This window comes from Sporocytophaga myxococcoides DSM 11118, assembly GCF_000426725.1.
Taxonomy (GTDB): Bacteria; Bacteroidota; Bacteroidia; order Cytophagales; family Cytophagaceae; genus Sporocytophaga; species Sporocytophaga myxococcoides.
In genome coordinates this window covers 182,505-196,647 of record NZ_AUFX01000010.1, presented here as the reverse complement: position 1 = coordinate 196,647, position 14,143 = coordinate 182,505, and the positions used below count along the sequence as shown (strand labels likewise).

Genomic DNA, 14,143 nt, shown 5'->3' with positions numbered 1-14,143 from the left:
TTTTATTGATGGCTCTTTATAAGGCTTCATTAAATTTCCTGTCATCAGACCTTAGTTTATTTTCGAGTTAAAGGCTCGGACGTCGGACCTTTTAGGTCGTAATGTGAAGGTCAAAAGCTCGGATGCCGGAGCTTTTGGGTCATAATTTTGAGGTCAAAGCTCAAATACCGGAGCTTTTAGGTCATAATTTTGAGGTTAAAGCTCGAATGCCGGAGCTTTTAGGTCATAATTTTGAGGTTAAAGCTCGAATTCCGAAGCTTTTGGGTGATAATTTAGAGGTGAAAGGTCGAATGTCGGAGCTTTTAGGTCACATTTTCGAGGTCATAGCTCGGATGGAGGAGCTTTTGGAGGATAATTTTCGGATTATACCTCGAATGTCGGAGATTTGACTTCTTTTAATATTATTCCGTAAATATTTTAGGAGGGATAAATTAAAAATATATGCACCTCGTGGGTATATATAAATTCGTTAGTGGTAATATGTCAGCATCACCCAAACATAATATTTCAATAGAAAGAGCAATTGATTTAATCAACGATGGAAAACCATTAAAAGATTTTTATGTTGACGGAGAACTAAAAATTCACACATTTGAAACCTGGGATAAAGAAGTAGTATTAGAAAATTGCATTATTGATTCTTTTTCAGGAAGCATGATCCAGTTTGACAAACCAGTGCGATTGATGAATTGTCATTTTAAAAATTGCCAGTTTATTTCCTCTTATTTTTTACGTGGACTGACAATTGAAAATTGCACGTTTGATGGCTACTTGGATTTTCAGGCGGGTGGACACAATAAGCCTCGCAATGTGGTAATAATTACTAATAATGAATTTAATGACTTTGTTAACTTCTTTGATTGTTGGTATGAAAGCGATGTGACAATTTTAGATAATAAATTTCATAAAGGGACTAACTTGCTAGGTAAACCATTTAATATCCCAGTAACCTTTGATGTAGTACCCATTATCAAAAACAATATAGGAAAACTTGATTTTGATAACGAAGTTGAAAGATCAGATGATGAATGACTATCTAGTTGAAATAGAATAACAAACTAAATTCTCCAAAGAATTATTATTAATAAAAAAGGACAGAATTCAAGAAGCTTAGGCCTTTCAATATATCCCTTCTTAATTGTTCATCCAATGAAATCAATAACCCAAAAAGGCGACCTTAATAATGAACTTCAACATTGCTTTGAAGCACTGGATGCTAAAGGTTTTAATGAGTTTTTATCAGAAGTTCATCATCGATTATTACTTGCTAAAATTAAATTTCCATTGCTTGAATATTGTGCTACGGAAATATTCAAAAGACTTGATGAAAAAGATCATATTGAGTTTTGCTCTGGCATTGCAAAACTCAAAACGATAGGAGGAAATGTATTGATTGGTATTATTCTGCAAAGGAGGCTTTCTGTATATTTTACTCAATCAATGGAGAAAGCAGCAGATTATATAGAGCAAGGTGAGGAATGGTATGTGACAGATATCATCGGAGAACGTGTATTTGGCGTTGCATTGCTTCGCTATAATACTGAAGCACTAAATTTTCTTTATCAATTATCAAATAATGCAAGTCCCTTTGTTGTAAGATCCATTGGTCCTGGAGCACACTTTGCTATTAAAAAGGGTCTTCCTTTAAAAGAGACAGAAGGACTATTTAAACTTCTTCTAAGTCTCGCTAATGCAAAGGATGGTGAGATAAAAAGAGGTATCGGATGGGCTGCAAAAACGACAGCTAAGTTTTATCCGGAGATAATAAAGAAGTATAGAGATCTTATTGATGACCCTGAAAAGACGGGGGCCTGGTTCAGAACGAAACTAAAGATTGGTCTTGATAGAAACTTATATGCCAAAGGAAATAGAAGTTAAGACTATATTAAATAAAACCAAGAGACGTGATCCCTGGTTTCTTGATGACTATACTCTAAATCTCTACAGTAGTTGTTCCTTCAATTGTTTGTACTGCTATATCAGAGGAAGCAAGTATGGTGAAAATCTGGAAGACAGCATTTCAGCCAAGATAAATGGCATTGAGCTTCTTGAAAAACAACTTCATCTAAAAGCGAAAAAAAATCAATATGGTATCATTGTGGTCTCTTCAGCAACCGATCCGTATTTAAAGCTTGAAGAGCAGTATCGCCTTACTCTTCAGGCGCTGGAGCTTATTGCATATTATAAATTTCCTGTACACATCATTACCAAATCAGATTTAGTAGTTCGTGATTTAGATATCTTACATGAAATAGACAAAACAGCCATTCTACCTTCAGATCTTAGTACAAAATTAGATAGAGGGACGATCATCTCGTTTTCCTTTTCAACATTGAATGATCAGATTGCAAAGATTTTTGAACCTGGAGCCACATTGCCATCCCAAAGACTGGAAGCATTTAAGACGATTAAGGACAATGGTTTTTTATCGGGTATCAGCTTAATGCCTTTGATACCCTATATTTCTGATACATCAGAAAATCTCCATCTTTTTTTCAAAACATTTAGAGACTTAAGTGCAGACTATGTCATGCCGGCGACGATTACTCTTTGGGGAGATGATAGAGGAGATAGTAAAACTCTTGTTTTAAACGCTATTAAAAAACAATTTCCGGAGTTGCAGGAAAAGTATGAGAAGCTTTTTAAAAACTCCAGTGAGCTTCCTTATTATTATAGAAAAGCATTTTATGAGAAGATGAATGAGCTAAGCAGAGAATATGGAATTAAAGACAGGATTGTAGATATTTGAAATTAAAAATTTTGCAGAATAGGGATACTTAATCCCAATAATCTCTGTATAATTTAATCTATTACACAGAGGCACACAGAATAATTTATAAAGCCTAATCAAATGCTTAACTTTTAACTTTCAACTTATTAAACAAACTCAAACTTATCACCATCAAATAGCCCAAGATCGCTGAGTTTAAGAGATGGTATCACCAATAAAGCCATAAAGGACAATGTCATATACGGTGAAGTAAGTGTACTCCCCATTTCTTTGGAAATTTTGTCTAGCTCTGTGTATTTGTCTGCTACGACATAACCATCTTCAGCAGACATTAAACCACCGACAGGGAGAGGTAGTGAGTATAATTTTCCATCATATACAGCAGAGATGCCACCCTGGTTCTTGATAACTTCGTTTACCGCTTTTGTAATTTCTTCGTCATTCACTCCAACTGCCACTATATTATGAGAATCGTGAGCAATGGATGAAGCAAGTGCTCCCTGTTTTAAACCGAATCCTTTGATGAATGCCTTTGCCGGAATTGCTTCTTTGTATCTGTTTACAACAGTGATTTTTAATATGTCTTTCTCTGGCGTGGATTGCACATAACCATTTTCAAGTGGCAGATCAATTTCAATGGATCGGGTGATCAATTGGCCATCCAGTGCTTCTATAACTCTCGTTTTTCCTGTGGAAGATGCTAATTTAAAATCAGAAACCTTCTTCAATGATGTATTAAACCTATTGATAGGTGTTACAGGAATTTGTTTTATGAAGCTCTTTTTATTTTCAGCTACAAGTTCACCATTTATAAAGGTTTTAAGAATATTAAAATCTTTAAGATTATCAATAATGATAAAGTCTGCCGGATCTCCGGTTTTCAAAAGGCCAACTTCAAGTTTATAGTGCTTCACCGGATTGATGCAGGCAGCTTTCAAAACTTTATAGAGATCAATTCCTTTGCTGAGCGCTCTTTTTACAAGCTCATCAATATGGCCAATTACAAGGTTGTCCGGATGTTTATCATCAGAACAAAACATTATAGAATCTTCATGCTCATTTAAAAGATCAATTAGAGCTTCAAAGTTTTTGGCAGCACTTCCTTCTCTTATAAGTATTTTCATTCCATACTTAAGTTTTTCCAAAGCTTCTTCCGCTGTAAAGCATTCGTGGTCTGTAGAAATGCCTGCTGCTATGTATTGTTTTGCCTGTTCTCCTTTAAGTCCGGGAGCATGACCGTCTATAACTTTTCCTAGTTTTTTAGCAATATTGATTTTCTCATATACAACAGGATCATTAAATAGTACACCAGGCCAGTTCATCATCTCTGCCAGATATTTTATTTCAGGCTTTTTTAAAAGTGTTTCAATATCTTTTGCAGAGATTTCATCTCCTGCGGTTTCAAAGGTAGTTGCAGGAACACAGGAAGGGGCACCGAAATTAAATTTAAAGGGAACTTGTTTTCCATTATTCACCATAAATTCAACTCCTTCCATACCGCACACATTGGCGATTTCGTGTGGATCGGACACTGTAGCTACTGTACCATGCAACACTGCAAGCCTTGCAAATTCAGATGGAACCAGCATTGAGCTTTCTATATGAACATGGGCATCAACAAAACCTGGAAGAATATAAACGCTATCAACAACTTCAGTCGATTCTCCTATATTCTCAATGCGCCCTTCTGATATCTTAATAAAGCCTTTATAAACACGTCCGCCTTCAATGTCAATGATGTTGCCGGTAATTGTCTTAGAACTCATTTTGTACTTGGTTTTGAAAAGAATTTAATCCTTGTATGGAACTGTCCCACAATATATTTAATCTATTTTGAAAATTATAATATGATTTATGATCATATTTAATTTTCATAACATTTTCAGATCTTTTATTTTAGAAAGAAAATTTTCATATAATGGTAAATCAAATCAGGACCAATATTAAACCTGGAATTTTGGTAGATATAGTTTTGAAGAAAGATCAAAAGACGGGTATTTTAACCAGGGGAGTAGTGAAAAATATACTGACAAGTGCACCTAAGCATCATCGGTGTATAAAGGTTCGTCTTGAAAATGGACAAATAGGGAGGGTGCAAAAAATAGTGGCAATATAAAAGTTTTATTCAAGCTAATCTGTGATTGAGTGTTATGGCTATCTTGTTAAATAAGAATTATTAATTAATAACATTATATAAATTAAAGACCATGCAAAAGGTTATTTTGATAGTACTAGTTTTCCTATATTTTAAGGTGGAATGTAATGCTCAGTCTTTTAATCCTGACTCTGCCAATGGGTTTGTTGTGACCAAACTTATCGATGACCCTGGCAAAACAGGATTGAACCTGCCACAGGGTTTCAAAGGAACAATCGTCGCTGACAATCTCGGGAAATCCAGACATATTGCCGTGTCCAAACAAGGGAATGTTTATGTGAAACTTGACAGGCCTTCAGACAAAGGTGCAGTGTTATATCTTGAAGATAAAAACAATGACGGAAAAGCAGATAAAATTTCAGGTTTTGGCGATTATAAAGGTACAGGTATTGCAATCAAAGGTGATTACCTGTATGCTTCTTCCAATAGTGAAGTTTACAGGTATAAGCTTAATGAAAAAGGAGAGGTTAGCAACCAGAAAAGCCCTGAGATAATTGTAAAAGGTCTGGTTGCCAGAAGACAGCACGAGTCCAAATCTATAACGCTTGATAATAACGGCAATATTTATGTTAACATAGGAGCACCTTCTAATGCTTGTCAAGAGAAGGATAGAGTCAATGGCTCTCCAGGGATGAATCCTTGTCCGATCCTTGATTCTGCTGGTGGTATATGGCAGTTTAAAGCAGATAAGGCTAATCAGAGTTATGCGGAAGGTGTTCGTTATGCAACTGGGTTAAGGAATGTTGTCGGCCTTGATTGGAATAATCAGAACAATCAATTGTTTGTTATGCAGCATGGCAGAGATCAGTTGTTTCAACTTTTCCCTAACCTATTTAATGAAAAACAAAGTGCTGAGTTGCCTGCAGAAACCATGTATGCAATTAATCAAGGCGATAACGCTGGCTGGCCATATATTTATTATGATCAGTTTCAGAAAAAGAAATTACTTGCACCTGAGTATGGAGGAGATGGAAAGAAAACAAGTGGAGAAGATGCAATTGATCCTGCTATAGTATTTCCAGGACACTTGGCTCCTAATGGACTTTTATTTTATACAGGAGATCAGTTCCCTGCCAAGTATAAAAACGGTGCATTTATAGCATTTCATGGTTCATGGAACAGGGCACCATTAAAACAAAAAGGTTACTTTGTAGCATTTGTTCCATTTAAAGATGGCAAGCTTGCAGGAACATGGGAAATATTCGCAGATAATTTTGCTGGTACTGAGGAGGTCAATTCACCTGGGGACGCTAAGCACAGACCATGTGGAGTGGCTCAAGGACCGGACGGAGCGCTATATATATCTGATGACGTGAAAGGGACGATTTATAAAATTAGCTACAAATAGAATTTTACCGGAGTCTGTCTTTAATTGGTCTCTTTTAGAGACAGCTCCTCCTGATATTCTGCATCTATTGAAGCAGGCAGGGCGACAGTAAAGGAAGTTCCTTTTCCAATTTCGCTTTCAATAGATATTTTTCCACCCATACTTTCTATCTGAGTTTTGGTGATAAACAAGCCTAGTCCTTTACCTGGAATTTCAAGATGAAATCGTTGATAAGGTTGAAAAATCTTTTCCTTATATAGCGCCAGATCCACGCCTATTCCGTTATCTCTAAACTCAATGAAATGATAATCTCCTTCTGTATATGATTTAATATTGACAGTCGGAATACAATGCCTTCTGCAATATTTGATACTATTGAGAATAAGGTTAAAGAATATGTTCTTCAGGTAAGACGGGATTGCAGGGGTGAAAACGGTTTGGGTAAAGTCATAATTCACAACAGCTCCGCTTGTTTTGATTTCATTTTCAAGAAGGTCAATAACTTCAAGACAAACTTTTTCAAACTTGACTTTTTCCATCATCGCATCGGTATTTCTATGATGATCCAGCAATGATGCGAGATCTTTGAGAATACCGTCAACCTTTACTGATGACTCTTTGATGTTATGAATAACTTTTGCATTCAGAGGATCTGCCGGGATGCTTTCATTGAACAACTCACATAGCCCTAACAAAGTGGCAATCGGGCCGCGGAGATTGTGTGCTGTAATATTGGCAAATTGTTCAAGCCTGAAGTTTCTATCGTTAAGGTCCTTGTTAAGTTTTATAAGCTGACTGGTTCTTTTCTCTACTATTTTTTCGAGCTGTTCCTGTTGTTCTTCCAGTTCCTTGTTTTTAAGCTCTATCAGAATATTCTTTTCTCTCAGTTCAAGCGTTCTTGACATTACTTCTGTTTCAAGAAAATGCTTTTGTTCAATTACGATACTATCTTTTTCAAGTTTAAATAATTTAAGTCTGCTTAATATCGCAAGGTTAAAAAAGATGATTTCAATAGCAGATCCGATCTGTATGGAGTTGTCTGTAATAACATTCAAAGGGATGAATCCATTCATCGTAATGACATAAACCAGTATTCCCATGAAGAAGGATATGCTGCCTGTTAAAAAGAATCCTATTGTATGCTTTTCAATTTTTCTTAATTTTTTCAGTAAGTAAACTCCCGCAAATAGCGGCAACAAAGCACCGAGGCAGAATACCGCGAAAACTATTTCATTTATCAACGCTGTGTTGAAAAAAGCATTAAGCGCAAATGCAACTATATTTACTACATAAAATATCCTGAAAGTGAAGAAGAGCCAGAGAGAATTCTTCTTTAAGAACAATAGTTTCTCAATGAATAGAAAATTGAAAATTGTAAGTAGATAGAATATAAAACCATATTGGTTTATAGAAGGCGTTTCAGGCCAGAAGTATTGAAATGCATAACCAAAATTAAGCAAAGTTATAAACCCTGTTGCACTGATTGAAAGTGCATAGTGAAGGAATAAGCTTTCTTTCAGAAAGGCATAAGAGGCAAGTGCCAAAGTGATTGTAAGTATGATTAGGCCCAGGTAAAGAAAGTGTAGAGATATGTTTTGCTGAACGTTTGTAACAAATTCTTTTGATGAGTACACCTGAACAGGAACTTTCATCGGCCCCGCAGTTTGTATTTCAAGGCAGATAAGTTCTGTGTTTTTCGGAATAAAAAAGTTGGGAAAGTTTACAGGTTGATCTCTATAGCTGAAAGGCATAAGGTTGCCTGATTCCTTTGATTCAATAAGATTATTATCTTTTATAAAATAGGCTTTGATGTGGTCTAAGAATGAATTTTTTACAAGTAAAATTCCATTCTCTGGTAAATCTTCTGCTGGAAAGATAATCCATACTTTATTTGCTTTTAGCCTGATATTTACTGCATTATCAGCGGGCTTGAATTTTTCTGGTGATTTTATAAAAAGGCTGGAAGCTGAGGAAAAAGTAAATTTTAGAGAATCGTCTGTAATATAATTTAATCTTAAAGAAGGGGTCTTAGCAGCAGTACAGGCTATACTGCTAAAGTAAATTATAATAAATGTAAAGATTATCCTGTTTTTCATTTCCTGGCTATTAAATATACAAACACTTTAGCACAGGCCCAATCGGAACATCTTAAATAAGAACAAATTTCGATAAAATGCAGTGAAGATATAATGAGACTAGAGGAGATTTATGTTGTGTAATATTTCTTGATAAAAATTTCTACTCCGAAATTACCGCGACATTGCAATAACTCCGGAGTATTAAATTTTATTTAATCATTCAGATTGTTTTTTAAATAATGGATGCCCCAGTGCGCTTGCCTGTTTATTATACATATGGATTGCAAAGTTTTCATCTTCAATGTGATAACGAGCTCCTATGTATTTTACAATATTTCCATTTTCATCTTTTAACGGAACTATTGTAGCATTCACCCAATAAATAATCCCACCTTTGCCTCTGTTTTTCAGTATCCCTTTAAAGGTATTACCAGCCTTAATAGTATCCCAGAAAAGTTTAAAGAGTTCTTTTGGCATATCAGGATCTCTCAGAATGTTGTGCGGCTTTCCGATGAGTTCTTCCTTTGAATAACCAGATACTTCAGTGAATTTTGTGTTGATATCAAGTATGGTCCCATACTTATCTGACTCAGACAGAATAGTAGTCAATCCGAATATCTTCTCTCTTACTTCAAGTTCTTTTGTCATGGATTTCAGAGAGGTAACAGTTCTTTCCATTTCTTCCTGTGTTGCCTGAAGCTCTTCCATATTCTGACGCATTTCTTCTTCCTGAGCTCTTAGTTCTTCAGTCATAATTTGAGACTGTTCAAGTAATGAACGGGTTCTGTTGCCAGTCTTCATATTGTGAACAGTAGATCCGAAACTTTCAGCTATGGCTTCAATAAATTTTATTTTGTGGATTGGAACTATTTTAAATGAAGCCAATTCAATTACTCCGAATATTTTATCATTGAATTTTACAGGCACGATAACTACGTTAGATGGAGATGCTCCTCCAACTCCAGATGTTATATACATATAATCTCTCGGAATTTCAGACATGTATATTGTTTCACCTTCCTGCCAACATACACCTGCAAGCCCTTCGCCAGGATTGATTCTTTTGTTAAAGAATTTTTTTCTGTCATATGCATAGCAGGCTTTCATTAGCATATAGTTGGTAGTGTCATCATCTTCTTCTATAATGAATAAACCTCCTTGATTGGCATCTATATATTTAACTAATTCCCTTAGGAAATGATCAAATAGAGTATCAGCATCATTTACATGAATTCTAAGAAGATTGGCAAACATAGCTAGCCCTTCATTATGCCATGCTCTTTGCTGCTCATCATCATCAATATTTTTAAGTTGCTTAATGATAAGATTGACAGTCTTGCCAACTTCATCTTTATCTGAAGATAATGGTAGTTCTGATAATATTTTACGGGAACTTATAGCTTCTACCTGGTCCATCGTGGTTTTAAACCGGGTTACGATCTTTTCAAGACCTGCTATGAGATCTTTAAGCACATTGTTGTTTCTGAATTCGTCAAACCTTACAGACAGGTTACCTTCGCTGATTTCAGTAGCTCTGAATTGTATTTCCTGAATCGGTTCGAATGCAGGTTTTACGAATTTGTTAAGTGCCAAATATATTACTGCAATCAAACCTAAAGTAAGGATTAGTATTGCAAATACTGTTGTTTCTGAAAGACTGATGCTTTTCTTATCAAATGAATTTCTTAAAATGTCAAGCTTAAGAATGGACTCGCTTGTTAATGTATTGATTTTGCTTATGTATCCCTGGTTTCTATCCAATCCTATTTTGGTTTCTATAGATACAATATCACCGAATATATTTTTGTATGAATTTAAATTGTTGATCAGAGATGCTTTTTCTGCAGAATCAGAAACAAGGAATAGCTGGCTTTCAAGATTTGCAGCAGTCTGATCAAATTTTGTCAGATAGGTCTTATCTTTTCTGAGAAAGAAGTCTTTCTCATGTTTTCTGAGACCCAGTACAAGACTTTTATCGGAGTGTGGATTTTTTTCAAGGAAATGAGCTGCTTCTCTCATTTTACCTTCAAGCCCATGATTTTTAAAACCACGTTCCTTAATCAATTCGGAGATTTTATAAAAGGTTGAGGTAAGGGTATCAAACGAAACTTTTATACTTTTTAAAGTGTCCAGATCTTTACCGCTAAGGTTTTCCTTTAGTATTGAAATGTCTTCATTAAATAACTTTGCATTATCTCTGAAGTCAGATAAATCTTTGTTTGTACCTGTCAGTACAAATGATGTATCAGTCCAGGCATTCATAATAAAACCGCGGAATGATGCCTGACATAGGGAAAGGTTAAATGAAGCCTTTGATAATGATGCTGCATTCTCCCTACTTTTTCTAATGGAAAAGATTGTGAATATAAGTAAACACGCTAAAATAATAGTCGCAGAAATAGAGGAGATTAAAAGCTTGTTGTACTTAGATTTGAAACTATTTTCGGAGGACATTTAATATTTTTAATATTTCGAAGAATTACTAAAACTCAATTATAGTTTTTTTATTTACGACATCATGGGTTTTGGGTTTAGATGGTATATAGCAATAAAATAAGCGTAAGGGAACACCTCAGTGTTTTTCGCTATGTAAATTTTGTCCTCGTGCGGAGGACTAAAAATGTTGGTAATTGTGAATGAGTGTTTTATGTTTTTGTGCCCTTTAATACTGAAAATTAGAGCTATGTAAGAAAACCTAAAGATTTTGATAAGAATAGTTTATGAGCATCTGAAATAGGCATAAAAAGGTTTGTAGGATAGCGCTACAAGCCTTATAGTTTTAAAAGGCAAGTTTAGTGTATAATCTACGTCTTTTTCAGGAAAATTGGGAATAATAGTAGTCAGGTTTGCAGAGGTAGGTGAATATTATAATGACTGAGAGGCAGGTCGCAGAGTTCTAAAAGGTTTTGGATTAAATGCCAATATAATTTATTATGAATTAACTTCTTAAATGTTGATATTTATCCGTTTAAAAATTAAATGAGATTATAAATGTCAATGAATAAGTTGAATAGCAATACACCTCCTATAGCAGAGAAGATCGATTATCAAGTTGTTGCAGATGCTGGTACAAGAAATGATCCTTACTTTTGGATGAGATTAAGCGACGAGCAGAAAAATTCGGAAGAACAAGATGAGCAAACGAAAAAGGTTTTTGATTATCTCAATGCTGAGAATGATTATTTTCATAATGTTATGAAGCCTACAGAGCATTTGCAGCGCAAGCTCTATGCGGAGATGACAGGAAGGATCAAGCAGGAGGATGAAAGTGTTCCTTTTCTCAAAAATGGTTTCTGGTATTATGTAAGATATACAGAAGGTGCAGAATACCCTGTTTATTGCAGAAAAAAAGGATCACTCGATGCTCAGGAAGAAGTGATGTTGGATGTTAATGTTATGGCGAAGGGTCATGATTATTATAATGTAGTTGGTTTGTCTGTAAGTGAAGATAATTCTATCCTTGCTTATGGATTAGATACTGTAAGCAGAAGGATCTATACTATTTATTTTTTAGATCTTTCGACTGGCAAGCATGTGGGCCATGAGATTCCAAATACTGAAGGATATGTGGCCTGGGCCAATGATAATAAAACAGTTTTTTATTCTAAAAAAGATGAAGAGACATTAAGGCCTGATCGTATTTATCGTCATACTATGGGAAATGATCCTTCATCTGATTTGCTGATTTATCATGAAGAGGATGAAACATTTTATACTGCTATAGAGAAAGCCAAATCTAAAAAGTTTCTGATCATTGGCTCAACCAGCACTCTTGCATCTTATTACAAGATTTTGGATGCGAATACTCCTAATGGCGAATTCAAAGAATTTAATGTAAAAGAGGATGAATTGGAATATCAGATAGAACATTTTCATGATAAATTCTATATTGTTACAAACCTCAATGCTCCCAATTTCAGACTTATGGAAACTGCTGATACGCAAACTTCCAAAGAGTTCTGGAAAGAAGTAATTCCTCACAGAAAGGATGTATTGCTTGAAGATATTGATGTGTTTGAAAATTTTCTTGTGCTAAGTGAAAGATCCAATGCAAGTACGAATATCAGTATCATAGAACATGCAACAAATAAGCAAAAATATCTTCCTTTGGAGGAAACAGCTTATACCATGTTCACAAGGGATAATTATGAAATAAATACAGAATGGCTAAGGTTTAGATATACCTCATTAACTACTCCCAATACTGTATATGACTTCAATATGCGAACAGGTGAACAGGTACTCAAAAAACGCGAGACTGTCGTAGGAGGGTATAATCCTTCAGATTATAAAACAGAGAGAATGTGGGCTGTTGCTGATGACGGAACTAAAATTCCAATGTCTGTTGTGTATAAAAAAGGATTGTCTTTGAATGGCAATAATCCTGCATTGCTTTATGGTTATGGTTCATATGGAATAAGCATTGATCCTGAGTTTTCTTCAAAAAGACTAAGCCTTCTTGATCGTGGATTTGTTTTTGCAATAGCTCATATCAGAGGAGGGCAGGAGATGGGAAGGAATTGGTACGAAGATGGTAAAATGTTTAAGAAGATAAATACATTCACTGATTTTATCAATTGTGCTCAACATCTTATCGGACAAGGATACACAAGTTCCGATAAACTGTTTGCACAAGGAGGCAGCGCAGGAGGTTTATTGATGGGAGCAGTAATGAATCTAAGACCTGATCTGTTTAAAGGTATATTGGCACAGGTACCTTTTGTGGATGTGGTCAGTACGATGCTTGATGAATCCATACCTTTAACTACTGGTGAGTTTGATGAATGGGGCAATCCTAAAAATGAAGAATCGTATAAATATATGTTATCCTATTCGCCATATGATAATATTCAATCTAAAGCATATCCGAATATACTTATTACTACAGGTCTGCATGATTCACAGGTTCAATATTGGGAACCGGCTAAATGGATCGCTAAACTAAGAGATTTAAAGACAGATAATAATTTGTTGTGCCTTAGGACCAATATGGAAACCGGACATGGAGGCACTACCGGAAGATTTAAAGTGTATGAGGAAATAGCTCAGGAGTTTGCATTTATTCTAATGATCTCTGGAATTGAGAATTAAAAATGTAAAGAACATCAAATGCTCTTATTTGGAGGATTAATGCAGAGACGCTATCCATAGCGTCTCTACATTTTATGACTTGCCCTTTAAAAGAATGTTTATTGTGAAATCTTTTTTAATCATTTGAATATAAAGACCGCTATAAATATTGGAGGTTATAAAGACAATTGTATAACCCCTTGGGGCATTTTATTTATGTCTTATTGGTTTTCTCCGTTTTTTTAATCCTGGCTAGTTTTAGAGATTCTTTTGAATCTAAATATTGGCTATAATCCCAATAGTCATGTTTATAATTATTTATATTTTTTTTTGTAATATTTAATCTAAATTCTTTATTTTATTGCCCCATAAGGTTCCGGATATTAAGATTGATTTTGCTGAGAATTTATTGTACAGCCTTTTGATTAATCATTTTCGACGTAGATGAATTGCGAGGGTATCTTTTAAATTTTGATATAATTTTATAAATACCACATTTGCAGGTAGTCCATCATTAATACTTGTGTCAGATTTTGATCGTAGTTCTTCTGACAAATCAATTAAGAGTATGCTTCAGGTGCAGGAGCAATTTTTACTTGCGCCATATTTAAGAAAGTTATGAGCTTAAATTTTATAAGCTCTGAATACGTCTAGGTTACTAAAGTATTTATCGGATTAAAGTCAGCGTATTCAGTTAAAACTGGATAGCCTGATAAAGAATTATTAATGCATCCCTAATGATATTAAAGACCGGGGAAGGTAGTATAGACTTATTTTCAATT

At 34.9% G+C, this 14,143-nt stretch carries 9 protein-coding genes; 6 read left to right on the top strand and 3 right to left on the bottom strand.

Translation table 11 applies throughout. From position 1 onward, the window contains the following. Positions 1–450: 450 nt before the first annotated feature. The 3 genes from K350_RS0113425 to K350_RS0113415 all read left to right on the top strand — a co-directional run bounded on the left by K350_RS0113425 (position 451) and on the right by K350_RS0113415 (position 2,749). The gene (locus tag K350_RS0113425; RefSeq protein ID WP_156027038.1) at positions 451–1,032 is read left to right on the top strand and encodes a hypothetical protein; all 582 of its coding nucleotides are present in this window, start codon (positions 451–453) and stop codon (positions 1,030–1,032) included. 117 nt (positions 1,033–1,149) lie between these two features. Beyond that, positions 1,150–1,878 (top strand): DNA alkylation repair protein, encoded by a 729-nt coding sequence (locus tag K350_RS0113420; RefSeq protein ID WP_051313126.1) that lies wholly within the window; start codon positions 1,150–1,152, stop codon positions 1,876–1,878. Further along, complete coding sequence (locus K350_RS0113415) at positions 1,856–2,749, top strand: SPL family radical SAM protein (RefSeq protein WP_028980347.1); 894 nt, start codon at positions 1,856–1,858, stop codon at positions 2,747–2,749. The genes K350_RS0113420 and K350_RS0113415 overlap by 23 nt, the downstream gene beginning before the upstream one ends. A gap of 128 nt (positions 2,750–2,877) precedes the next feature. Here the strand turns inward: K350_RS0113415 and ade are convergent, their stop codons facing one another. Then, positions 2,878–4,497, bottom strand: a complete 1,620-nt coding sequence (ade, locus tag K350_RS0113410) for an adenine deaminase (RefSeq protein ID WP_028980346.1) — start codon at positions 4,495–4,497, stop codon at positions 2,878–2,880. Positions 4,498–4,649: 152 nt separating this feature from the next. Between ade and K350_RS0113405 the strand changes: the two genes are divergently transcribed. Together K350_RS0113405 and K350_RS0113400 are read left to right on the top strand one after the other, a co-directional pair. Beyond that, on the top strand, positions 4,650–4,847 hold the full coding sequence (locus K350_RS0113405; RefSeq protein ID WP_028980345.1) for a YwbE family protein: 198 nt from the start codon (positions 4,650–4,652) through the stop codon (positions 4,845–4,847). 91 nt (positions 4,848–4,938) lie between these two features. Next, positions 4,939–6,234 carry a PQQ-dependent sugar dehydrogenase gene (locus K350_RS0113400; protein ID WP_028980344.1) on the top strand — a complete coding sequence of 432 codons (1,296 nt, stop codon included), beginning with the start codon at positions 4,939–4,941 and terminating at the stop codon, positions 6,232–6,234. 20 nt (positions 6,235–6,254) lie between these two features. On the opposite strand, the gene K350_RS31200 is transcribed toward K350_RS0113400, so the two are convergent. Both K350_RS31200 and K350_RS31195 read right to left on the bottom strand, forming a co-directional pair. Further along, positions 6,255–8,309, bottom strand: coding sequence for a sensor histidine kinase (locus K350_RS31200; RefSeq protein WP_028980343.1), 2,055 nt, complete (start codon positions 8,307–8,309; stop codon positions 6,255–6,257). Between the two features lie 198 nt (positions 8,310–8,507). Beyond that, positions 8,508–10,553, bottom strand: coding sequence for a PAS domain-containing protein (locus K350_RS31195; protein WP_051313125.1), 2,046 nt, complete (start codon positions 10,551–10,553; stop codon positions 8,508–8,510). Between the two features lie 735 nt (positions 10,554–11,288). Here K350_RS31195 and K350_RS28710 point away from each other — a divergent pair. After that, the gene (locus K350_RS28710; protein ID WP_037575554.1) at positions 11,289–13,382 is read left to right on the top strand and encodes a S9 family peptidase; all 2,094 of its coding nucleotides are present in this window, start codon (positions 11,289–11,291) and stop codon (positions 13,380–13,382) included. Positions 13,383–14,143: the final 761 nt, after the last annotated feature.